At 29.9% G+C, this 20,891-nt stretch carries 28 protein-coding genes; 12 read left to right on the forward strand and 16 right to left on the reverse strand.

The genetic code is table 11. The annotated features are described in order from the left end of the window. Positions 1 to 49 precede the first annotated feature (49 nt). From CC87_RS00720 to CC87_RS00730, 4 genes are all read left to right on the forward strand, one after another. Positions 50 to 292, forward strand: coding sequence for an AbrB/MazE/SpoVT family DNA-binding domain-containing protein (locus CC87_RS00720; protein ID WP_038055082.1), 243 nt, complete (start codon positions 50 to 52; stop codon positions 290 to 292). Beyond that, positions 264 to 656, forward strand: coding sequence for a type II toxin-antitoxin system VapC family toxin (locus tag CC87_RS00725; RefSeq protein ID WP_084222147.1), 393 nt, complete (start codon positions 264 to 266; stop codon positions 654 to 656). The genes CC87_RS00720 and CC87_RS00725 overlap by 29 nt, the downstream gene beginning before the upstream one ends. Before the next feature lie 147 nt (positions 657 to 803). After that, entirely contained in the window at positions 804 to 971 is a 168-nt protein-coding gene (locus CC87_RS08970; protein ID WP_156955551.1) for a hypothetical protein, read from the forward strand. Between the two features lie 67 nt (positions 972 to 1,038). After that, positions 1,039 to 1,356, forward strand: coding sequence for a DsrE family protein (locus CC87_RS00730; protein WP_038055084.1), 318 nt, complete (start codon positions 1,039 to 1,041; stop codon positions 1,354 to 1,356). Between the two features lie 32 nt (positions 1,357 to 1,388). Here the strand turns inward: CC87_RS00730 and CC87_RS00735 are convergent, their stop codons facing one another. The 12 genes from CC87_RS00735 to rpmH form a co-directional block, all read right to left on the reverse strand. Then, complete coding sequence (locus tag CC87_RS00735; protein WP_038055086.1) at positions 1,389 to 3,497, reverse strand: amylo-alpha-1,6-glucosidase; 2,109 nt, start codon at positions 3,495 to 3,497, stop codon at positions 1,389 to 1,391. 2 nt (positions 3,498 to 3,499) lie between these two features. Further along, positions 3,500 to 4,546: a glycosyltransferase family 4 protein gene (locus tag CC87_RS00740; RefSeq protein ID WP_038055088.1), complete on the reverse strand. Its 1,047-nt coding sequence runs from the start codon at positions 4,544 to 4,546 to the stop codon at positions 3,500 to 3,502. A gap of 118 nt (positions 4,547 to 4,664) precedes the next feature. Then, positions 4,665 to 5,543: a ParB/RepB/Spo0J family partition protein gene (locus CC87_RS00745; protein WP_038055090.1), complete on the reverse strand. Its 879-nt coding sequence runs from the start codon at positions 5,541 to 5,543 to the stop codon at positions 4,665 to 4,667. Between the two features lie 16 nt (positions 5,544 to 5,559). Then, positions 5,560 to 7,023: an Asp-tRNA(Asn)/Glu-tRNA(Gln) amidotransferase subunit GatA gene (gene gatA / locus CC87_RS00750; protein ID WP_038055636.1), complete on the reverse strand. Its 1,464-nt coding sequence runs from the start codon at positions 7,021 to 7,023 to the stop codon at positions 5,560 to 5,562. Between the two features lie 35 nt (positions 7,024 to 7,058). Further along, entirely contained in the window at positions 7,059 to 7,352 is a 294-nt protein-coding gene (gatC, locus tag CC87_RS00755) for an Asp-tRNA(Asn)/Glu-tRNA(Gln) amidotransferase subunit GatC (RefSeq protein WP_038055091.1), read from the reverse strand. Next, complete coding sequence (locus tag CC87_RS00760; protein WP_038055092.1) at positions 7,337 to 8,110, reverse strand: hydroxymethylpyrimidine/phosphomethylpyrimidine kinase; 774 nt, start codon at positions 8,108 to 8,110, stop codon at positions 7,337 to 7,339. The genes gatC and CC87_RS00760 overlap by 16 nt, the downstream gene beginning before the upstream one ends. A gap of 1 nt (position 8,111) precedes the next feature. Continuing rightward, the gene (gene mnmE, locus CC87_RS00765) at positions 8,112 to 9,512 is read right to left on the reverse strand and encodes a tRNA uridine-5-carboxymethylaminomethyl(34) synthesis GTPase MnmE (protein WP_038055093.1); all 1,401 of its coding nucleotides are present in this window, start codon (positions 9,510 to 9,512) and stop codon (positions 8,112 to 8,114) included. Between the two features lie 33 nt (positions 9,513 to 9,545). Further along, positions 9,546 to 10,193, reverse strand: a complete 648-nt coding sequence (locus tag CC87_RS00770) for a Jag family protein (RefSeq protein WP_038055094.1) — start codon at positions 10,191 to 10,193, stop codon at positions 9,546 to 9,548. A gap of 17 nt (positions 10,194 to 10,210) precedes the next feature. Next, positions 10,211 to 11,833: a membrane protein insertase YidC gene (gene yidC, locus CC87_RS00775; RefSeq protein WP_051920366.1), complete on the reverse strand. Its 1,623-nt coding sequence runs from the start codon at positions 11,831 to 11,833 to the stop codon at positions 10,211 to 10,213. Next, positions 11,833 to 12,081, reverse strand: a complete 249-nt coding sequence (yidD, locus tag CC87_RS00780; protein ID WP_038055095.1) for a membrane protein insertion efficiency factor YidD — start codon at positions 12,079 to 12,081, stop codon at positions 11,833 to 11,835. Before yidD ends, yidC begins: the two co-directional genes overlap by 1 nt. Next, complete coding sequence (rnpA, locus tag CC87_RS00785; RefSeq protein WP_038055096.1) at positions 12,062 to 12,439, reverse strand: ribonuclease P protein component; 378 nt, start codon at positions 12,437 to 12,439, stop codon at positions 12,062 to 12,064. The genes yidD and rnpA overlap by 20 nt, the downstream gene beginning before the upstream one ends. Positions 12,440 to 12,443: 4 nt before the next feature. After that, positions 12,444 to 12,578 carry a 50S ribosomal protein L34 gene (gene rpmH, locus CC87_RS00790; protein ID WP_038055098.1) on the reverse strand — a complete coding sequence of 45 codons (135 nt, stop codon included), beginning with the start codon at positions 12,576 to 12,578 and terminating at the stop codon, positions 12,444 to 12,446. Positions 12,579 to 12,689: 111 nt separating this feature from the next. On the opposite strand from rpmH, the gene trpC reads away from it, so the two are divergent. From trpC to CC87_RS00820, 6 genes are read left to right on the forward strand one after another with little or no spacing between them, the layout of a single operon-like run. After that, positions 12,690 to 13,481 (forward strand): indole-3-glycerol phosphate synthase TrpC, encoded by a 792-nt coding sequence (gene trpC, locus CC87_RS00795; RefSeq protein WP_038055100.1) that lies wholly within the window; start codon positions 12,690 to 12,692, stop codon positions 13,479 to 13,481. After that, positions 13,474 to 13,854, forward strand: coding sequence for a phosphoribosyl-AMP cyclohydrolase (gene hisI, locus CC87_RS00800; RefSeq protein WP_038055101.1), 381 nt, complete (start codon positions 13,474 to 13,476; stop codon positions 13,852 to 13,854). Before trpC ends, hisI begins: the two co-directional genes overlap by 8 nt. Further along, positions 13,838 to 14,713 carry an ATP phosphoribosyltransferase gene (gene hisG / locus CC87_RS00805; RefSeq protein ID WP_038055102.1) on the forward strand — a complete coding sequence of 292 codons (876 nt, stop codon included), beginning with the start codon at positions 13,838 to 13,840 and terminating at the stop codon, positions 14,711 to 14,713. The genes hisI and hisG overlap by 17 nt, the downstream gene beginning before the upstream one ends. Before the next feature lie 14 nt (positions 14,714 to 14,727). Beyond that, positions 14,728 to 15,036 carry a hypothetical protein gene (locus CC87_RS00810; protein WP_038055106.1) on the forward strand — a complete coding sequence of 103 codons (309 nt, stop codon included), beginning with the start codon at positions 14,728 to 14,730 and terminating at the stop codon, positions 15,034 to 15,036. Positions 15,037 to 15,049: 13 nt separating this feature from the next. Then, positions 15,050 to 15,919 (forward strand): HDOD domain-containing protein, encoded by an 870-nt coding sequence (locus CC87_RS00815; RefSeq protein WP_038055108.1) that lies wholly within the window; start codon positions 15,050 to 15,052, stop codon positions 15,917 to 15,919. Next, positions 15,919 to 16,854: a GGDEF domain-containing protein gene (locus CC87_RS00820; RefSeq protein ID WP_051920367.1), complete on the forward strand. Its 936-nt coding sequence runs from the start codon at positions 15,919 to 15,921 to the stop codon at positions 16,852 to 16,854. Before CC87_RS00815 ends, CC87_RS00820 begins: the two co-directional genes overlap by 1 nt. Here the strand turns inward: CC87_RS00820 and CC87_RS00825 are convergent. Genes CC87_RS00825 through CC87_RS08530 form a run of 4 tightly spaced genes read right to left on the reverse strand, consistent with a single transcriptional unit; the run spans position 16,851 to position 19,268 of the window. After that, complete coding sequence (locus tag CC87_RS00825; protein WP_038055110.1) at positions 16,851 to 17,111, reverse strand: hypothetical protein; 261 nt, start codon at positions 17,109 to 17,111, stop codon at positions 16,851 to 16,853. The genes CC87_RS00820 and CC87_RS00825 overlap by 4 nt on opposite strands. Beyond that, entirely contained in the window at positions 17,078 to 17,482 is a 405-nt protein-coding gene (fliS, locus tag CC87_RS00830) for a flagellar export chaperone FliS (protein ID WP_038055111.1), read from the reverse strand. Before fliS ends, CC87_RS00825 begins: the two co-directional genes overlap by 34 nt. Positions 17,483 to 17,508: 26 nt before the next feature. Next, the gene (gene fliD, locus CC87_RS00835) at positions 17,509 to 18,816 is read right to left on the reverse strand and encodes a flagellar filament capping protein FliD (protein WP_038055113.1); all 1,308 of its coding nucleotides are present in this window, start codon (positions 18,814 to 18,816) and stop codon (positions 17,509 to 17,511) included. A gap of 5 nt (positions 18,817 to 18,821) precedes the next feature. Continuing rightward, entirely contained in the window at positions 18,822 to 19,268 is a 447-nt protein-coding gene (locus CC87_RS08530) for a flagellar protein FlaG (RefSeq protein ID WP_051920368.1), read from the reverse strand. 186 nt (positions 19,269 to 19,454) lie between these two features. On the opposite strand from CC87_RS08530, the gene argF reads away from it, so the two are divergent. Next, positions 19,455 to 20,375 (forward strand): ornithine carbamoyltransferase, encoded by a 921-nt coding sequence (argF, locus tag CC87_RS00845; RefSeq protein ID WP_038055114.1) that lies wholly within the window; start codon positions 19,455 to 19,457, stop codon positions 20,373 to 20,375. 23 nt (positions 20,376 to 20,398) lie between these two features. Continuing rightward, a complete protein-coding gene (locus CC87_RS00850) occupies positions 20,399 to 20,884 on the forward strand; it encodes an FKBP-type peptidyl-prolyl cis-trans isomerase (protein ID WP_038055115.1) in 486 nt (161 codons plus the stop codon). Positions 20,885 to 20,891 lie beyond the last annotated feature (7 nt).

The following is a 20,891-nucleotide window of genomic DNA, read 5'->3' on the forward strand; positions in this document are numbered from 1 at the left end:
AGTTTCTTTACCTATAATAAAAAGTAGAAATTTTAATTTGGAGTAAAAAATGGAGAGATTGGTAAGGATATCTTCTAAAGGACAGGTTACTATTCCTAAAAAAATTCGTGAAGTTTTAGGGACAGACTTGATTAAATTTAAAATTATAGAAGGAAAGGTTATTATTGAACCGGTAAAAGATGTAGGAGGAATTTTCAAAAAATATGTTAAAAAAAGCCTATCTTTTGAAGAAGAGCGGGAGCATGCATGGGAAAAAGTAGCAAATGAGTACCGTGATTTTTCCAGACACTAATGTAATTTTACGCTATCTTTTAGCTGACAATGAAAAGCAGTATCAAGAAATTTATCCATTTTTTGAATATCTAAAGAATGGAACACAGAAAGCTATTTTACTTTCGGAAGTTTTACTAGAAACTTTTTATGTTCTTACAAAAACATACAAAATTCCTGATAAAGAAGCTGCAGATGCTTTGAAGAACCTTCTTTTGTATAAGGGAGTTATTAATAAAGATAAAGAAGTGCTTTTAGAGGCTTTTGAATTATTTATTGAAAGCCGTGGATTAAGCTTGCTTGACTGTTTTCTTTGTATAAAAGCCAAAAACAAAAAAGGGAAAGTATTAACTTTTGACGAAAAGCTTCATAAGAAGTGCACTTGAAAATTTGCGTATTAGTAAAAAGTTCCCGGTCAGAACCCAAAATCTCAAAAATAAATTCTATAAGATCATTTATTTTACATGGTCAAAGAAAGGTGGGAAGGTAATTTAGGCTCTTCTGCCCCCTCCTTATTTTGTAGGGGGCAACTGGTGAGAAATATCGGAAGTAAGAAGATTAAAAACATAATGGACTTTAGATGTGGGCGGAGACGAGAACTTGCGTGGAAAAAAGTAGCCTCACGAATGAAATCCTCAAGAGTAACTTCTTCAAGATTATTAAAAGAATTGAAATTTGACAAAGTGGTTTATAAATTATAAAATTAGAATTCATAAGAAGAATATATTAATAAAATAAAAATATACAAAATTTGAGGATAAGGCTATTATGGCTGATTTAAAACTTCTTATACATGTTCCAGATTCTAAGAGGTTTGAACCTGTTTTAAAGATTACTAAAAATTCTGTGCTTGCGATGGAAGAAGGAAAAAATTTTAAGATAAGAATTTTTGCTAATTTTGAAGGTATAACCGTTTTTAATGATTTTAGCAGATTTGAAGCCCTTTTCAGAGAAGCTCTTGAAAAAGGAGTTAAGGTCTATTTTTGCGAAGATGCTCTAAAAGGATTTAATATTTTCTTTAAAAAATTTCCGAAAGGTGAAAAGATTGTTTCTGGAGGTATAGTGGCGCTTGTGGAATGGCAGTAAGAAGATTATAAATATATAAAGCTCAAAAATATTTATTTTTCTATAAAGATTTTTACTTCTCCTTTTTTATCAATTACATTTACTATTACATCTTCGCCATATTTTTTAAAATACAAATCCACCTTTCCATTTTTTACTTTTAAATCTTTAATCCAGACTTCTTCAAGAAATTTAGGAAGAGAGGGTTTTTTAAAAAAAACAATGTTATCTTTTATATAAAGTCCTAAACAGGCCTGTAGAATTAAAAAGACACTTCCTGCAGCCCATGCTTGAGGATGACAGGCTACTGGATAATGAGTAGGTCCTTCATTAGCTCTTCTGGGAAATCCACAAAAAAGTTCAGGAATTCTATGTAATTTGAAAAAAGTGCTTGCCTCAAATAAAGATTTTAAAATTCTTAAAGTACCATTTTTAAAACCATACAAAGAAAGTCCATAGGCTATAATAGCATTATCATGAGGCCATATAGAACCATTATGATAAGAAAGAGGATTATATCTTTTTTCTAAAGAAGAAAGTGTTCTTATACCCCAACCTGAAAAAAAGTGTTTTTCAAAAAAAGAATTATAAATTTCCTTAGCTTTATTTAAAGGAATTGCTTCACAAAAAAGAAGATGCCCTGGATTACTACTTCTTACTTTACAAGGGCGTTTCTCTCCATCTAAAGCCAAAGCATAAAAATTTATATCTTCACACCAAAAAGCTTTATCTATTTTTTCTTTTAATTCTTCTGCCTCTTTTTCCCATTTTAAAGCTAAATTTTTTATCTCCAAAGCTCTTGCAATCTTAGCAGCTTCTTTTTTAGCTTTATAAGCATATCCTTGAACTTCTATCAAAGCAATAGGAGGCTTTGCTAACCTTCCATCTTTATAAAAAACACTATCCTCTGAATCCTTCCAACCTTTATTAGTTAAACCTATTTCTGAAGGGATATATTCTATAAATTTATCTTTATCCAGATCTCCATATTCATCTATCCATTTTATAGCTGATTTAATATTAGGCCAGATATCTTTTATAAATTCTAAATCACCGGTGCGATCCAAATAATAACCTGCTAAAATTATGAAAAGAGGAGTTGCATCTACACTTCCATAATACCAGGAAAAGGGTATTTCTCCAGCTGTAGCCAGTTCACCTTTTCTTATTTCGTGGATAATTTTACCTGGTTGTGCATCTTTTTCAGGATCATTATCTTTTGCCTGTGTAGCTGCTAAAAAAGCCAAAGTTCCTTTTGCTATTTCAGGACAGATCCACAAACACTCTAAAGCTGTAATAATTCCATCTCTGCCAAAAGGGGTATTAAACCAAGGAACTCCTGCAAAAGGATAAGGACCATAATAAGTATTACTAATAAGCATTATTATATCAGCCCAGGATCTTTTTAGCCATTGATTAAATTGTTCATTAGAAGTATATATTTTGCAGGCACAATCCTCCCATTTTTTTAAACGCTTTTTTATCAAAAACAAAGCCTGATTATAAGAAAGTTTTTTAGATTTTTCCCCTTCTATAAAGCATTTTATAATAAGATAAAAAGTAAAATTTTGTTGAGGTTTTAGTTTTATTTTAAAAATAGCCTTATCATGAGAAATAAAATCCGGTGATTGAGAAAAAGAAATTTCAGTAATTCTTTTTCTATTGTCAATCCCTTTATAAATAAAGTCAATTTGGTCTTTTTTTATTTGTGGAGGAAATATTTCCCCTCTTCTTTTTCTTTTAAATCCTCTTATTTCAAAAATATCTACAAAATCACTTTCAAAATGAAAAGATAATTCAATTTCAACAGGTTCAATAAAAAAATTTTTCAAATATACCTTTTCATAACAACAATTTTTATGTAAGAATTTACTTTTCCAGATATGAATACTACCTTGAGGAATAACCACTTTATCTTTATTTAAGATATCAAAATTTGTAAGATCTACTGTAAAAACAGAATTATCTTCTTTTATTGCTGAGCTTAAAAGCAAAGGCTTTTTTTTACAGATAAACATTTCATATTTGGAAAGGAACCTGGTCCCTTTATAATAAATGCCTTGTTCTCCTAAACCTTTGGATTCAATATTCCCTAAGGAATCAAAAATAGCAAAACTTTCCTCATGTTTAAGAGTATAAGTTTCTGTAATAGAGTTTTCCATATTTATACAACCTCGAGAAGGATTTCCTCTTTAACCAGAGTTTTATATACTTTTAAGTAATCTTCTGCCATTCTTCTTGCAGTAAACCTTTGTTCAAAACATATTCTACAAGCTTTTCTATCTATAGATGAAATATTATCCAAGGCTTTTATAGCTTCTTCTATACTATTTACTATATAACCAGTTTTTCCATTTTCTATAATTTCTGGCACAGAACCACAATTCCATGCTACTACAGGGGTTCCACAGGCTAAAGCTTCTATCATCACCAACCCAAAAGGCTCAGGCCAATCTATAGGAAAAATTAGGGCATAGGCATTTCCTAAAAATTCATTTTTTTCTTTTTCCCCTATTTCTCCGATAAATTCTACCCAGGGATTTTTTAACATTGGTTTTATTATTTCATTAAAATAGTTTTCATCTGCTTTGTCAACCTTAGCAGCAATTTTTAATTTCATACCAAATTTTTCGGCTATTTCAATAGCTCTATCAGGTCGTTTTTCAGGAGAAATCCTTCCAAGAAAAGCCAAATATTTTTCTGATTCAGGATAGAATTTATAAAGGTCTTCAGGTAAGCCATGATATACTGTTGCTTGCCAATTTAGCCAAGGTAAAGGTTTCCTTTGAGAATTAGATATAGAAACAAAAGGGGCATCTTTAAAAATTTTAAATAAAGGTTTATATTCTGGAAGATCTAATCTGCCATGCAAAGTGCTTACAAATGGTGTTGAATGCCGAGTTGCTAAAGGCAAATGTAGATATTCTGTATGAAAATGAATAATATCAAACATATTAGCTCTTTTGTAAACTTCTTCAAACATATAAAGATGCCAGACTATAGGATCTTTAGTATTAGAGTCAAGTCTTAAAGCCTTTGGGCAAACAGGGATTAATTGTGCTTTGGTTTGAGAATCTGCACTTGCGAAGAGAATTACTTCGTGTCCTAATTTTACCAATTCTTCAGTAAGATAGGAAACAACCCTTTCTGTTCCTCCATAAAGTTTTGGTGGAACACTTTCATAAAGAGGAGAAACTTGCGCTATACGCATGATTCCCCTCCTTATGAAAGTTTTCAAGGAATTTTTTATAAAAAATAAGAATATAATTGTAAAAGACAAGTATTAAAAGAACAAATTGACACTTCCGAGATGTTATAATTTAGAATAACTACAAATTGAAAAGCTTTTTTAAAGTTTCAATAAAATCTTCAGCTCTTTCCAGCTCATCAAATTCAAAAATAAAATAGGTTTTTTTCTTTTTAGTTTTAACCTCAACTTTAGTTCCTACTAACTTACTAAGTTCTTCAGATAAATAAATTAAATCAGGATCAGGTTCTTTAGTTTTTTTTGAAGGTTTTTTTTCTTTAAGTTTAGTAACTAAAACTTCTGTTTCTCTTACAGAAAGTCCTTTTCTTAAAATTAAATTTCTTATCTCTATTTGTTTTTCTTCTGAATCCAAGGAAAGTAAGGCTTTGGCATGACCTACTGTAAGTCTTTCTTCCATTAAATCTTCCTGAATTAAGTTGGGAAGCTTTAAAAGACGAAGAAGATTAGCAATTGTAGCTCTATCTTTGCCTACTTTTTCAGCTACCTCTTCCTGAGTATAACCAAATTTTTCTATAAGGTTTTTATATCCTAAAGCTTCTTCCAAAGGATTTAAATTTTTTCTTTGTAGATTTTCAATAAGAGCTACAATTAAAACTTCTTCATCATTAAGATTTTTTATAATAGCAGGAACTTTCTTTAAACCTGCTTTCTGAGCTGCTCTAAGTCTTCTTTCTCCTGCTATACATTCATAAAAACCTCCTCCTTTTTCTCTTACCAAAATTGGTTGCAAAACTCCTTTATCTTTTATAGATTTAACAAGTTCTTCAAAGGATTCATCCTCTTTAAAAGTAATACGAGGCTGAAGGGGTGAAAAAAGTATATTTTCTATAGGAACAAAATTAACAAAACTTTCTTGAGACTCTTCTTTGTTGATAAAAACTTCTTTTTCTATCTCAGGAATAAGTTCAGATAAACCCTTTCCTAAAGCCTTTTTTTTCATAAAATCTTCCAATTTTTTAACTATTTTTTACCACAGGAGGAATAAATTTAGTATTTACTTCTTTTTCAATCTGATAAGCTAAGCTTAAAACTAATTCGTCTTTAAAATGTGGTCCTATAATCTGTAAACCTATAGGCAGATTATTAGAAGTCAAGCCTATCGGTAAACTTATACCAGGAACTCCTGCTAAATTAACAGGAATAGTAAATATATCAGAAAGATACATCTGTAAAGGATCAGAGATCTTTTCTCCTATTTTAAAAGGTGGAGTGGGTGTAACAGGTGTTAAGATTAAATCAACTTCTTTAAAAGCTTTAAGAAAATCTTGAGTGATAAGAGTTCTAACTTTGGAAGCTTTTAAATAAAAAGCATCATAATATCCAGCAGAAAGAGCATAAGTCCCAAGCATAATTCTTCTTTTTACTTCTTTTCCAAAACCAAAAGCACGGGATTTTTTATACATTTCTATTAGATTTTTAGCTTCAGCTCTAAATCCATATTTTACTCCGTCATAGCGTGCTAAATTAGAAGAAGCCTCAGCAGGAGCAATGATATAATAAGTTGCTACAGCATATTCTGTATGAGGAAGGCTTATTTCTTTTATAGTATGTTTCTTCTTGAGTTTATTTATCAAATTTTCTATTATTTGAGTTATTTCTTTATCTGTAGATCCTTCAAAATATTCTTTTGGAAGTCCAATTTTATAGGATGTTTTTTCGTTATCTTTTATAAATTCAATATAATCAGGCACTTCAAAAGGTGCTGAGGTTGAGTCTTTAGGATCATGTCCAGAAATAATCTGTAATAAAAGTGCTGTATCCTCTACATTTACACCAAAAGGTCCTATTTGATCCAAAGAAGAGGCAAATGCAACTAATCCAAAACGGGAGACCCTTCCATAGGTAGGTTTAAAACCAACTACCCCACAAAAAGCAGCAGGTTGTCTTATAGAACCTCCAGTATCAGAACCAAGAGATCCCAGTCCCATTCTACTTGCTACTGCTGCAGCAGAACCCCCTGAAGATCCTCCAGGAACTCTCTCCAAATCCCAGGGATTATGAGTTGGAAAAAAGGCAGAATTTTCTGTAGAAGAGCCCATGGCAAATTCATCCAGATTGGTTTTACCAATAAAAATAGCTCCCTCAGCCTTTAGCTTTTTTATAACTGTAGCATCATAAGGAGCAATAAAATTTTCTAAGATCTTAGAGGCACAAGTAGTAGGAAGACCTTTTATGCATATATTATCCTTTATAGAAATAGGAATACCAAGAAGCCTTCCTTTTACTCCTTTTTCTCTTAATTCGTCAGCTTTTTTTGCTTCTTCTATTGCTTTTTCTTCGTTAAGATGTAAAAAAGCCTTTACCTTTGGATCCACCTTCTTAATCTGACGGAAAGTTTCTTCTACCAGCTCCACACTGCTAATTTTTCTTTCCTCCAAAAGGGTTAATGTCTTAGTAATAGTTAACTCAGTTAAATCTATGCTTGCCATTTTGCTCTCCTTTCTTAAAAAATTTTTTAAGGAGCTTTAACCACCTTGGGGACAACTATCATATTCTCCTTTAGCTCAGGGGCATTTTTAAGAATGTCATCTATGTCTAAAAAAGACTGAACTTCATCTTCTCTAAAAGGTGTCTTAAGTTTTACAGCATGGAAAGTAGGAGGAATTTCTTTAGTATCAAGAGTTTGAAGTTTTTTAAAGTAATCTAAAATATTAGAGAGCTCTTCAGAGAATTTTTTAGCTTCCTCCTCTGCAAATTCAAGTCTGCAAAGATGAGCTATTTTTAGCACTTCTTCTAAAGAAATAGCCATAACTTTCCCCCTGTTTTTTCTTCTGCTCCTTTTTTAAGATATAAATATAACCAATTTTTAGCTTTTTTAAAAGATATTAAAGAAGAAAAACCCTTAAGTAAAAAACAAAGAAAAGCTGAAGAAAAAGCACAGCCTGTTCCATGAAATTCTATAGACAATTTTTTCTTTTTTAAAAATAAACTTTCTCTGGGAGTATGAAAATAATCATAAATAAAATACTTTGTAGTATATCCTTTTATAATAACACCTTTACATCCTAATTTTAGCAAATCTTGGGTTGCTTTGATTATATCTTTTTGGTTTTTAATTTTTCTTTCAGTTAAAACAGATGCTTCATAAAGATTAGGAGTTATAAAATCTATATAAGGCAGTATTTTAGTTTTTAAAATATTTAAAAAATCTTTAGAAAAAAACAGGGGATGATCAAGGGTTGCTTTTAAAACGGGATCTAAAACAATGTAAGAAAGCTGATGTCTAAATTTTTTTAAAAAGAAACTTATTATTTCTAAATTTTCAGAAGTTCCTATCATACCTATTTTTACACCTTTTACAGGTAAATCAGAGAAGATAAGCTCAAGAGCAGTTTTTAAATAATCAGGTTTAACAGGCTCCCAGCTCTGGAAAGAAGAAGTACTTTGTAGAGTAAGGGTAGTAGGGACTCCCCCTCCCTTAATTCCTAAAAGAGAAAAAACTTTTGTATCAGCTAAAATTCCAGCCCCTCCTGTAGGATCAAAACCGGCTATGCTTAAAGCATACATTTTATTTCCCAATACAAAAAGTAGAAAAAATCTGGCTCAAAAGATCCTCGGTAGTAACTTCTCCTATTATTTCTGATAAGCTTGATAAAGCACCTCTTATTTCAATGGCTATAAGTTCTGGTAGGGGATTAGGTTTTTCAATTTCTTTTAGAGCATTAAGCAAAAATTCTTTAGCCTTTTCTAAAGCCAATTTCTGCCTCAAATTAGGAACAATTTCAGGAATCTCTGTAGCTCTTTCAGAGGTTATTTTTTCAAAAATATTTTTGGTTAATTTATCAAGATTAATATGTTCTTTTACAGAAATTTCCAAGAAATTCTCAATTTTCCATTCTAAAAGTTTTTCTTTCCAGATTTCTAAATAATTAGGAATAATATCAATTTTATTCAAAAGAACTAAATGAGGAAAATTTTTTACTTCCTGATAAATTTGAAAATCTTCTTCAGAAGGGGGTTTACTTACATCTACCAAAAAAAGTATTAAATCCGCCTCTTTAAATTTCTTTTTGGCTCTTTCCACCCCAATTTTTTCTACTATATCTTCAGTTTCTCTAAGTCCAGCTGTATCAATAAGTTTTACAGGAAGTCCTTCAATAGTGGCTTCTTCTTCCAGAAAATCTCTGGTGGTTCCAGGAACAGGAGTAACAATAGCTCTTTCTTCTTTAAGAAGGGCGTTCATAAGAGAAGATTTACCTACATTAGGTTTCCCTGCTATAACTAAACTTATTCCTTCTTTATAAATTTTTCCTTCTTCATAATTCTTAATAAAACTCTCTATAATGGGTAAAATTTCCTTTTTTATTTTGATAGAAAGATTTTCTGGTTCAAGAATTTCTATATCTTCCTCAGGAAAATCTATAGCACTTTCCACTTGCACTAAAATTTCCATAAGTTTTTCTCTTAAAATATTTATTTTTTCAGAAAGTTTACCCAAAAGATTATTTAAAGCCAAATTAAGAGCAGTTTCGGTTTTGGCATAGATTAATTCCTGAATAGCTTCAGCTTGAGAAAGATCTATTCTTCCGTTTAAATAAGCCCTTAGGGTAAATTCACCTGGTTGAGCAGGTCTGGCGCCTGCAAAAAATACTAATTCTAAAATTTTTTTTAAAATATAATAACCACTATGAGCATAGATTTCTACTACATCCTCTCTGGTATAAGTTTTAGGTTTTTTCATATAAACTACAAGAACCTCATCAATAATTTTACTATCCCTTGGATTTACAATAAATCCATAATAAAGTTTATGAGACTCAAATTTCTCACGGGGTTTAAAAGGTTTGAAGATTTTTTTAAGAATAGAAAATGCTTCCTCTCCGCTTATTTTAATTACACCAATTGCGCCTTTACCTGGAGGGGTGGCAATAGCAGCAATAGTATCTTCTGTGTAAAGTTTAGGTTGCATAATTTAAAGGGGGGAATTATTTCCCCCTCATTTTTAGATTTTTTCAAAAGTTAAAATTATTCTTTTTTGTTTTCCTTCTCCTTCTATAGTATATCCTATATTATTTTCGTTTTTAATCAAATTCAAAACAATCTTTTGTTCTCTTTGGGAACCTACTTTTATTACCTGAGACTCTTTTGTGGATTTTACTTTTTGAATGGCTTTTTTAACGGCATTTACTAATTTTTTCTCTCTTTCAATATTAATTCCTTCAGGCTTAAGGACAATTTTAGGTCCTACACCTAAGGCTTTAGCAACAATTTTATTGGTTAAAAACTCTAAAGCAGATAAAGGTTCTGCCCCGTTTTGGATAAAATATTTTACATCTTCACCACTTAATAAAATTTCTATTTGAAGTTGGTCTCTTAAAAGATTGGTTTTTGTTTCAATATTTAAATCTGCATAATAAAAGAGTTCTTTTAAAAAAGTAACAGCACGATTAGCTCTTTCAGAAAGCAGTTTGTCAGGTTTGATTCTGGCTTTAATTCTAATTTTTTTACCAGGAATTCCCAAAAGACCAGAAGAGGTACTAAATTCAAGAATTTCAAGTTCAAGATCTTCAGGTACACACCCCAACTCTTGACAGGCAACCTCAACTAATTGATCTAAACTTTTTCCTTCAAACTCTTTCTCTAAAATCATAGCCCCCACCTCTCAGATTATTTTTTTGATAATTTAAGAGTTAAATATTGTTGCGCAATAGATAAAATATTATTTACAAACCAATATAGAACTAATCCTGAGGGAAAGTTAACAAATAATATAGTGAAAAATACAGGCATAAAAAGCATAAGTTTTTGCTGAAAAGGATCAGGAGAGGAAGGAGAAAGTTTCTGCTGTAAATACATGGAAAAACCCATTAAAATAGTTAATAAAGGAATTCCACCTAAGTAAGGAATATGAAAGTTTCCTAAATAAAGTCTTTCAGGAGCACTTAAATCATCTATCCATAACATAAAAGGAGCATGTCTTAATTCAATAGCCATCAATAATACCTTATAAAAAGCTATGAAAACAGGAATTTGAATAAAAATAGGTAAGCATCCTGAAAAGGGGTTGATTTTATAAGTCTTATAAATTTTCATAATTTCCTGATTCAAAGCCTGGGGATCATCTTTATACTTTTCTCTAAGTCTTTGAATTATAGGCTGAAGTTCTTGCATTTTCTTCATACTCTTAAAACTTATATGATTAAGTGGAAAGAAAAGAATTCTTAAAAGAATGGTTATTATAATAATATCCCATCCAAAATTATGGGTAAATTTATTGGAGAATTTTAAAATATAAAGAAGAGGTTTAGCCACAAAATCAAATATCCCAAAATATAAAGCTTTTCCTAAAAGAGGATATTCTTTTTGCATTTCTTCAAGCTTTTTAGGCCCCATGTAAAGCTTAAATTTATAGCTTATTTTTCCTCCTGTTTTCAATTCAAAAGTAGGTAACCATAAAATAAATTCCTGAGTATTCTTTTTAAGATTTCTGAAAGTGGCTCTAAAAGTACTATTACTCATATTCTCAGGAATTACTGCTACCATAAAATAATTATCTTCAAATCCTATGTATTTAAGAGGTCCTACAAATTCTTCTAAATGATTTTTAATCTTTACCTCATTCAGATGGTCTGTATAATAAAAAGGACCTTTAAAAACATATCTTGTGCCATCTACAAAAGGAGAAAATACACCTCTTATAAGTAAATTATCCTTCAAATTCTTTTTACTTTTATTTATGAGTGTGACTTTCATATCAATATAATAAGAATTTTTTTTAAAAGTGAAAGTTTTTTCTAATACAATGTTCTGATAATTTGTAATAAAAGATACTGTCTTATTATTGGTATTTTTAACAACAATTTTTTTAGTTTCAGGACCTTTGTAACCTATTACAGCTAATTCAGGTTTACTGCTGAGATAAATCTCCAATGGTAAAGATTCTGAAGAAGCAGAAACTAATTCTACAGGCTTTTTTTTCTTTTTATCTATAAAATACTTTTTGAGTTTAAAACTCTGGAATCTAACCCCCGAAGATATTAAAGTAGCATTGTATTCGGGTGTATCTATTAAATAGATTAAAAAATTTTTTAGATTAGAAGCAAAAAAATCAGATTCAATCCTTTTTTTCTGGACTTTTTCAGAGATTTCCTTAGATTTATATTTAAAGCTCTCTTTAGAGGTGGCATTATAAAAAATTTTTGGAGAGGGAAAAAATTTGGTATATAAAAATTGAAAACCTAAAATAACTAAAAAAGATAAAGCCAAAGCTAATATTACTCTTTTCTCCATTAGGAAAATTCCTCCTTTTTAAATTTTTCAGGAACAGGATCAAAACCTCCAGAAGAAAAAGGATGACATTTCAGGACTCTTTTTAATCCTAAATAACTACCTTTTATTAAACCGAATCTTTTAATAGCTACTTTGGTGTATTCACTACAAGAGGGGTAAAACCGACAGTTAATACCTAAATAAGTTGAAAATATAGGAGAAATTACTTTTTGATAAAAATCTATAAGTTTAATTATAACCTTTACCATAAAAATCAGATTTGCTCCTTAAAGAAAGAAGTTCCCTTTTTACTTTTTCTAACAATTCTTTGTAACTTAAATTTATTAAATTGGGGTGAGGAATAATAATTACATCACAACTTTCAGGAAACCAGTCTTTATTTCTTCTAAACAATTCTCTAATCCACCTTTTTACTTTATTTCTTTGAGTAGCTTTTTTAATTTTTTTTGATACCACTATACCTAATCTTCTGTATCCTAAATCATTAGGTGTGTAAATTATTAATAAAATAGAGTTTATCCAAAGCTTTTTTCCTTCTTTAAAGACTTTTGCAAATTCTTTATTTTTTCTAATCCTTTCTTTTTTAGATAATCCTTCTTTTTTCACCGATTTATACAGTTAAACGCCAACGCCCTTTGCGTCTTCTATTTTTAAGAATTCTTCTTCCAGAACGGGTTCTCATTCTGGCTCTAAACCCATGTCTTCTTTTCATTTTTAAACGACTGGGTTGATAAGTCCTTTTCATAAGTTACCTCCAACTAAAAAATTAAAAATTTTTTAAGATATTAACATCTTTTAAAAATTTTTCTACAGTTTAAAATAGAAGATAAAAAAAATTTATCTAATAAAAAATAATATGGAAAAAAACAAAATCAACCCAGTTTTGAATCAGATTTTGGTGGAAAAATATTATGAAATTCTTAAAAGGAAGCAAAAAGGCCTTTATTATAAGCCTTTTTGGGATAGGACCCCTATTAATTTTAAAAATTACTTGCAAAAGGAGAAATTTGTTATAATAGCTGAAATTAAAAGAGCAAGCCCTTTAAAAGATGATTTTAGATCTGATTTTAATCCTTTATTTTTAGTTGAAGCTTATATAAAAGGTGGAGCTAAAGCTATTTCTGTCATTACAGAGGAAATATTTTTTAGAGGTGCCTTAGAATATTTACCTGCTATAAGAAGTATTACGGATCTACCTCTTCTAAGAAAAGATTTCATTTTAGATCCAGTGCAAATAGAAGAAGCCAAAGCTTTCGGAGCAGATATGGTGCTTTTAATAAGCACTATTTTAAAAGAAAAAGAGCTCTCAGAACTTATCAAATATGCTAAAAAACTCGGTTTATCAAGTTTGGTAGAGATTCATAATGAAGAGGATCTGGAAAAGGCTTTAAAAGCTGGAGCTGAAATAATAGGAATTAATAACAGAAATTTAACAACTTTACAGGTTGATATTAACCAATCTCTAAAAATTTTTCCTTTAATTCCCAAAGATATTCCCGTAATTGCAGAAAGCGGTTATAATAAGCCGAGCGAAATAAAAAATTTAATCAAAAAAGGATTTAAAGGGGTTTTAATTGGAACATCCTTAGTAAAAAGTAAAAACCCCGAAGTTAAATTAAAAGAACTTCTGGAGGAGTTAAATGTATAAGCCGAATTTTGAAAAAGGACAGGGACTTATTCCAGCTATTATTCAGGATTATCAGACTGGGAAAATTTTAATGCTGGGATTTATGAACGAAGAAGCTTGGCAGAAAACTTTACAAACAGGTTTAGCTCATTTTTATAGTAGAACAAGAAATAAGATCTGGCTTAAAGGTGAGACTTCTAAACATTATTTAGTAGTAAAAGAAATTTATATAGACTGTGATGAAGATACAATATTAATAAAAGCTGAACCCAAGGGACCTGTGTGCCACATGGGTTATATGAGTTGTTTTTTTAGAAAACTTGAAGGAGATAATCTTAAAATTGTAGAAGAAAAACTATACAATCCGGAGGAGGTTTATGGAAAAAAGGCTTAAATTTGGTATTCCTAAGGGAAGTTTAGAAAAATCAACCATTGAGCTTTTTGAAAAAGCAGGCTGGACTATAGAAGTTCATCGTAGAAATTACTTTCCTGAAGTAGATGATGCGGAATTAGAAATGGTAATTTGCAGGCCTCAAGAAATGAGCAAATATATAGAAGCAGGAATACTTGATGCAGGAATAACAGGTAAAGATTGGATTTTAGAAAACGATTCAAAGGTGATTATAGTGGAAGATTTGATTTATTCTAAGGTAAGTAAAAGACCTGCCAGATGGGTATTAGCAGTAAAAGAAGGTTCTGGGATTGAAAAATTAGAAGATCTTAAAAATAAAAAAATCAGCACAGAGCTAGTTAATTTTACAAAAAGGTTTTTTAAAGAAAAAGGTATCCCTGTAGAGGTTAGCTATTCTTGGGGAGCAACAGAGGCTAAAGTGGTTCAAGGCTTATGTGATGCTATTGTAGAAGTAACCGAAACAGGAACCACTATAAGAGCGCATGGTCTAAAAATAATTTATGAATTACTAATAACCTATCCTCAGCTTATAGCCAATGAAAAAGCTTGGCAAGATGAATGGAAAAGAAAAAAAATTCAACAAATAGCTACTCTTTTAAAAGGTGCTTTAAATGCTTATAAAAAAGTGGGATTAAAAATGAATGTTCCTGAAAAAAGTCTTCATAAAGTTATTGATATTTTACCAAGTATTACTGCTCCTACTATTTCTAAACTTTATAACAAAGATTGGTATGCTTTAGAGGTGGTAGTTTCAGAAAAAGAGGTAAGAGATTTGGTTCCTCAGCTCTTGGAGTTGGGAGTGGAAGGAATTATAGAATATAGCTTGAATAAAGTTATTTAAAGAGAGGTAAAGATATGCAAAGATTACCTTTGTCTTATATTAGGCCAGGTATGAAAACCTATGAAGAAGTAATAGATGCAAATGGAAGAACTCTGTGTGGTAAAGGTATAGAATTAACAGAGGAGTTAATAAAACGTTTTTACGAATTGGGGGTGAATTTTGTAACAGTAGAAGGTCATCCTGTAAAACTTCCTTGGGAAAAGACCTTAGAAGAAGAATTAGAAGAGTTAGAAAATCGTTTTAAAGGGGTAAGTGATCCTGATTTGCTTAAAATTAAAGAAATTTTAGTAGAATTTTTGAACGAAAAATATAGCAAAGGTTAATAAGGAGAAAAAAATGGATCTTGCAGAAAAGCGCAGAGAAGTCCGGAAAAAATTGAGAAAAATGGAAGGACTTCCTACTTTACCTCCAATTGTTCAAAAGCTCAATACTATGATAGAAGATGAAAGAGTTTCCATTCAACAAATAGCAGAAGTTATAGAAAGAGATCAAGTTATAACAACTAAAGTTTTAAGATTGGCTAATTCAGCTTTTTATGGCTTTCCTAAAAAAGTAAGTACTGTACAAAATGCGCTTATGCTTCTGGGAATTAATGTAATAAAAGTATTGATAACCACCTCATCTATTTTTGAAATACTCCATAAAGAGGATGTAGGTCTTTGGGAACATTCCATAGGTGTAGCGGCTTGTGCCAAAATAATTGCAGAAAAGATAGAATTAAAAGATCCCCAGGAGATCGCTACTGCTGGTCTTTTACATGATTTAGGAAGGGTTATTCAAAAAGTGGGTTTTAAGGAAGAATATGAAGCTCTTTTAAAAGCTGTAGAACAAGGAGAAGATCCTCTTGAAGCAGAAATGCAAATTTTTGGAATAAACCATGCAGAAATAGGAGCTTTTTTAATGAGACAGTGGAGTCTTCCTGATAGACTTATAGAATCAGTAGGATCTCATCATGCTATTGAAAAGGCTAAACAATTTAGAAAAGAATCTGCAGTAATTCATTTGGCAGATGTTTTGGTAAATGCCAGAGGATACGGAAAAACTATAAGAAAAACAGTTCCTTTCATGAATGAAAAGGTGTTTAAACTTCTAAAATTGGATTTCTTAGATATTAAAGAAATCTATGTAAAATTAGAACCAAAACTATATGAATTAAAATTTTTTACCGAAGAATTGAGAAAAGAACTTGAAGCTTCTGAAGTTTGATGATTAATAAAAAGGTAATTTATTTAATTCTAAAAAAAAATAGATTTTTTAAACACTGGAGGGATTTTTTAAATGAGAAATTAGGTTCTAAATACAATTTTAAATTTTTTTACAAAGCTGAAGATTTTATAACAAATTTTTTATTTCATCCACCTTCTATGGTAATTTATTATTATCCTAAGGATCCTTCTACTTTTGAAAAACTTTGCATGGTAAAAAGGGATTTCAATCTTAGAATAATACCTTTAATTGTAATAATTGATGATTTAGACTTTAAATTTCTCCTTTCAAAGGCTGATGTAGTGGATGATTTTATAACCACTATGGAAAGTGTAGAGGAGTTTATTTTAAGAATAGAATACGCCTTTAAAAGATTGGAAAGAATTTCAGATAATAATCCTTTAACAGGACTCCCTGGAAATGTTTCTATTGGAAAAGCCATAGAAAAAGTTCTTAACGATCCCAATCCTCATGCAGTAGCTTATGTAGATCTGGATAATTTTAAAACTTATAATGATTTATATGGGTTCTTTAAAGGGGATGAAATGATTAGAAATTTAGCTAGGATAATTTTTAATACAGTTTCTGAGCTTTCTCCAGAAGACCATTTTGTAGGTCATATTGGCGGAGATGATTTTGTTTTTATAGTACCTTTAGAAAAAGTAAAAAAAATATCTCAAGAAATTATTGATAGGTTTAATAAAACTCTTTCTTATTTTATTAAACCTGAACATTTAGAAAAGGGTTATTTCATTGCTAAGGATAGAAAAGGGCAGATATGTAAAATTTCTTTACCTTCTGTATCTATTGCTATAGTTCCAGTTTATAAAGGTAAATTTGTTCATATAGGAGAGGTAGCCTCAAGAGCTGCTGAAATAAAGAATATAACTAAAAAACTAAAAGGAAGTAATTACTTTATAGATAGAAGAAGCTAAAATCTGGTATAAGCTTTTCTTAAATTTAGAAATTTTTGATTTTCTAAGGATTTTTTATATTTATTTTTTAAAAGCTTCTCTATGTAATCTAACAATCTTATTAAATTATTAATTTCTTCTATTTTTAAGTTATTTTCATATTTTTCCCAATTTTTATTAATATTTTCATATAGTTCTAATGCTTGATCTAATTTGTTTTGCTTTAAAGCTAACTCTATTTTAATTAACTCTTTTTTGAGACTGTAATTTTCTGACATTTAATATCTTCCCAGGCTTTTTTAAGATTTTCTAAAATAGTAACACTTTTAGAAATAATTTCTGTATCATTTTCCATATTAGCTTTGACTAATTCATTTATTAAAATATCATAAATTTCATTTAAATTCTTGGCAATCTCTTGGCCTTTTTCAAAATTGAGGCAACCCTGTAAATAAGCCAATATTTCTGTAGCCTTGCCCAAATTTTCAGCTTTTTTCTTAACATTCTCAGGATTGTCCAAGCCACTTTCTATAGCTTTTTGAGAGATCTTAAGACAGGAAATAGCTTTATTATAAAGCATAATAATTAAACCTAAAGGATCAGTATTTTTCACCTGATTTTCGATATAATTTTGCACAGGATTTAACATAAGCTAAAAACCTCCTGTTTTTATTATTAAGAGTTTTGTGTTGTTTGAGATATAGGCACAGCAAAATTTTGCAATTTTTGTCTTAATTGTTCATTTTGATACATAAGGCTCTCAATTTTAGCAAATTCTAATCTTAATCTTTCTTCTTCTTTAGATATCATAAGTTGCATTTCTTCAATTTCATCATCAATATAGTTTATTTGATTGTCTTGGGCAGTTTTATAGGTATTAAAACTGCTTATCAAATTTTCCAAATCAGAACTAAAATTTTCTTTCACTTGAGAGATAGCTGTTTTAAAATCTTCTAAATTATTTTCAATTACACTGTTTAATGTATCAGTATTGAGAGAATATTTTCCTTCATCATCTATATTAATAATTCCCAGATTAACAAGAGGTTGCATTAGAGTTAAAAAACGGGGCTTAATTTGAGTAAACATAATATTACCTTGGAAAATACCGCCTTTAGCAGTATTAGAATTAACCAAATCTATTATACTATTTAATTTATTTAGAAAGTCACTTAAAGTAGAAGAAATTCCAGAGTGATCATCTTCTACAGTTATAGAGGTTGTTCCTGTTTGATAAACAGTTACAGAAAGGCCTGAGATGATATTTTCAAAAGTGTTAGTGGGACTTGTTACCGGAGTAGCACTATCACCTATTTGAATCTCTGCATTTTTAGCATATTGCATGATACTTAAAGAACCTAATTCTGTAGGTAAAGATCCTACAATTTCAATTACAGTTGAAGTATCTGTAGTTTCTTTTGTAGAGGCTCCTACATCTTTTTCGCTTAACATTAATTTATAATAAGTTCCATCATAGAATATAGATGCTTCAACTTTGTCTTGGGATGAATTAATTGTATCTGCAAGATCTTGTAAAGTACCTCCAGAGAAATTTATATCAAAGGTTTCATAATCTGTATCAGAAGTCCAGTATTTTAAGGTAAAAGTTGAAGCAGAAATTGAATTATTTAAATCTGAAACCCCTTGAGAAGAAACCAATACTTCTGTTTGAGAAAGTTGTGTTACATTCAAACTCAAAGTTACATTTGGAGTATCATCAGAAGCAGTAGCAGAAAGAATAGAAGTATCTTCAACATTAACCGATTTTGCATTAAATAGATTATCAATATTTAAATCGTCTATAAAACTCTGAGCATCTTTCAAAGCTCCTAAAAAGTTACTTATAGCACTTGCTTGGGCTTGTAAAGTAGCTTTCTTGTTTTGAAGCTTCTGTAAATCTTGAAGTTTTGGCTGCAAAATCCCTTGAACCATAGAATCTATATCTAAAAGCCCTGTAACATTACTTAAATATAAATCAGCCATAAAAACTAAACCTCCTTTTTAAATAAAAGACCTTTCAGATCTTCCTCTCTAATATGCTCTAATTTCAAAAGCTTTTCAAGATTTTTTAGAAATTTAATAACTTCTTCCCAGGGAATTTGCCTTAATACTTCTTTTGTATTTTTATCAATTATTTTAAAAATAGGCATATTTAAATCTCTGTCTATTTCTACTTTAAGTTCTTTTTCAAGAGGATTTAACCGCCGATTTAAAATTTCTAAAAATTTATTTAATTTTTGAGGATTTTTAAAGAGCTTTTTAAAGAATACGTCATCTTTTTGGGAATTTTTAAAAAGATTATTAGTTTTGTTTGGCAAAGGGGTATTGGTTTGAGAAGCATCAACATTTTTATTATATTTGATTACTTTTAAATTCTTATTTTGAACAGAAATACTTAAATTTGAGATATTTATTTCAGCTTTTTTTATCTCCATAGGAGTAAACTCCTTTTCTTCTCATTCTATATTATCGGATAAAATTAAAAAAACTTAAGAGGTAATTTTAAAAATTTTGAAAAATTTTTAAAATAGATTTTAAAAGGGTTTACAAATTTTAAAAATAAATTAAAAATTTAGAATTTAATTTTATAAAAAATTAAACTCAATAAAAAGGAGCCGGTCATGAAATTAAGACATTTTATAAGAGTTTGGAACCTATCTAAAGAAGAGACTTTTAAAATTATAAATAGAGCTTTGGAATTGAAAAAAAATAAAAAATGGGAGAGAAAATTTGTAGGAAAAATTTTAGGTTTAATATTTGAAAAACCTTCAACCCGGACAAGAATTTCTTTTGAATCAGCTATGATAAAATGGGGAGGAAGTGCTATATATCTTTCTTATAAAGATTTACAATTAAGTAGAGGTGAGCCTATAAAAGATACTGCCAGAGTTCTTTCAAGGTATGTTCAAGCTGTTGTTTTAAGAACTTATAAACAGGAAACCATAGAAGAGTTTGCTAAATATGCTTCTATTCCTGTAATAAATGGACTTTCAGATAGATATCATCCCTGTCAGGCCTTATCAGATGTTATGACAGTTTTAGAAAAGGGTAAGGATCTTTTTAATAGCAAAATTGTATGGATAGGAGATGGAAATAATGTAGCCCAGTCTTGGGTAGAAACTGCAGCTTTATTAGGTTTTAAATTTTATTTAGCCTGTCCACCTGGTTTTGAACCAGATCCAGAGTTATTAAAAGAAGCTAAAAAGAGATATAAAACAGAAATAACTATTTCAAATGATCCTAAGGAAATAATAAAAGATGCAGATGTAATAAATACAGATGTTTGGGTAAGTATGGGACAGGAAGGAGAAAGTGAAGAAAGACAAAGAGTTTTTAAACCTTTTCAAATTAACAAAGAGCTTTTAAAACTTGCTAAACCGGATGCTATAGTTTTACATTGTTTACCTGCTCATAGAGGAGAAGAAATAACAGAAGAGGTATTGGAAGGTTCTAAATCTGTAGTTTGGAATCAAGCTGAAAACAAAATGTGGCTTCATATGGCTTTGCTTGAATTTTTATTAGAAAGTGTTAAAATTTTTTAGTAAATAAATTAAGGAGGTAAAGAATGGAAGACTTTGTAAAAAAAGATTTTTTTGTGAAAATCAAGTATCAGATGAAACTTAAGGGAGAAAAAGCTCCAGAATGGTTTTCCCAAATTTATGAAACTTCTTTTATTTTGGGAAGAGAGCCTCTTCCCCAAATAATAGAAGAAAACATTTTTGATAAAAAAGCAGGAGATATCATAGAATTAGTAATACCTCCAGAATCTGCTTATGGTCCTCATTTACCTCATTTGATAAGAGAAATAGATATAAATTCTTTAAAGCATCCTGAAAGACTAAAAGTAGGAGAATGGTATGAGGAAGTAAGCCCTTATGGTTCAAGAACAAGTTTTAAAGTTTTGGAAATAAAAGAGGACAAAGTAAAAGCAGATTTTAATCATCCTGCAGCTGGGAAAGAAGTGATTATGAAGATAGAGATTTTAGAAGCAAGACCTGCTACAGCTTATGAAATATTATCTGCCGAGATTAAAGCTTGTAGCGGAGGTTGAGCTCGCT

It is taken from the genome of Thermodesulfobacterium hydrogeniphilum (assembly GCF_000746255.1).
Taxonomy (GTDB): Bacteria; Desulfobacterota; Thermodesulfobacteria; order Thermodesulfobacteriales; family Thermodesulfobacteriaceae; genus Thermodesulfobacterium; species Thermodesulfobacterium hydrogeniphilum.

Coding starts and splice junctions, on each gene's coding strand:
- CC87_RS00720 (WP_038055082.1), top strand. CDS start 50: ATGGAGAGATTGGTAAGGATATCTTCTAAAGGACAGGTTACTATTCCT.
- CC87_RS00725 (WP_084222147.1), top strand. CDS start 264: ATGAGTACCGTGATTTTTCCAGACACTAATGTAATTTTACGCTATCTT.
- CC87_RS00730 (WP_038055084.1), top strand. CDS start 1,039: ATGGCTGATTTAAAACTTCTTATACATGTTCCAGATTCTAAGAGGTTT.
- CC87_RS00735 (WP_038055086.1), bottom strand. CDS start 3,497: ATGGAAAACTCTATTACAGAAACTTATACTCTTAAACATGAGGAAAGT.
- CC87_RS00740 (WP_038055088.1), bottom strand. CDS start 4,546: ATGCGTATAGCGCAAGTTTCTCCTCTTTATGAAAGTGTTCCACCAAAA.
- CC87_RS00745 (WP_038055090.1), bottom strand. CDS start 5,543: ATGAAAAAAAAGGCTTTAGGAAAGGGTTTATCTGAACTTATTCCTGAG.
- gatC (WP_038055091.1), bottom strand. CDS start 7,352: ATGGCTATTTCTTTAGAAGAAGTGCTAAAAATAGCTCATCTTTGCAGA.
- CC87_RS00760 (WP_038055092.1), bottom strand. CDS start 8,110: ATGTATGCTTTAAGCATAGCCGGTTTTGATCCTACAGGAGGGGCTGGA.
- mnmE (WP_038055093.1), bottom strand. CDS start 9,512: ATGCAACCTAAACTTTACACAGAAGATACTATTGCTGCTATTGCCACC.
- CC87_RS00770 (WP_038055094.1), bottom strand. CDS start 10,193: ATGATTTTAGAGAAAGAGTTTGAAGGAAAAAGTTTAGATCAATTAGTT.
- yidC (WP_051920366.1), bottom strand. CDS start 11,833: ATGGAGAAAAGAGTAATATTAGCTTTGGCTTTATCTTTTTTAGTTATT.
- yidD (WP_038055095.1), bottom strand. CDS start 12,081: ATGGTAAAGGTTATAATTAAACTTATAGATTTTTATCAAAAAGTAATT.
- rpmH (WP_038055098.1), bottom strand. CDS start 12,578: ATGAAAAGGACTTATCAACCCAGTCGTTTAAAAATGAAAAGAAGACAT.
- trpC (WP_038055100.1), top strand. CDS start 12,690: ATGGAAAAAAACAAAATCAACCCAGTTTTGAATCAGATTTTGGTGGAA.
- hisI (WP_038055101.1), top strand. CDS start 13,474: ATGTATAAGCCGAATTTTGAAAAAGGACAGGGACTTATTCCAGCTATT.
- hisG (WP_038055102.1), top strand. CDS start 13,838: ATGGAAAAAAGGCTTAAATTTGGTATTCCTAAGGGAAGTTTAGAAAAA.
- CC87_RS00810 (WP_038055106.1), top strand. CDS start 14,728: ATGCAAAGATTACCTTTGTCTTATATTAGGCCAGGTATGAAAACCTAT.
- CC87_RS00815 (WP_038055108.1), top strand. CDS start 15,050: ATGGATCTTGCAGAAAAGCGCAGAGAAGTCCGGAAAAAATTGAGAAAA.
- CC87_RS00820 (WP_051920367.1), top strand. CDS start 15,919: ATGATTAATAAAAAGGTAATTTATTTAATTCTAAAAAAAAATAGATTT.
- CC87_RS00825 (WP_038055110.1), bottom strand. CDS start 17,111: ATGTCAGAAAATTACAGTCTCAAAAAAGAGTTAATTAAAATAGAGTTA.
- fliS (WP_038055111.1), bottom strand. CDS start 17,482: ATGTTAAATCCTGTGCAAAATTATATCGAAAATCAGGTGAAAAATACT.
- fliD (WP_038055113.1), bottom strand. CDS start 18,816: ATGGCTGATTTATATTTAAGTAATGTTACAGGGCTTTTAGATATAGAT.
- CC87_RS08530 (WP_051920368.1), bottom strand. CDS start 19,268: ATGGAGATAAAAAAAGCTGAAATAAATATCTCAAATTTAAGTATTTCT.
- argF (WP_038055114.1), top strand. CDS start 19,455: ATGAAATTAAGACATTTTATAAGAGTTTGGAACCTATCTAAAGAAGAG.
- CC87_RS00850 (WP_038055115.1), top strand. CDS start 20,399: ATGGAAGACTTTGTAAAAAAAGATTTTTTTGTGAAAATCAAGTATCAG.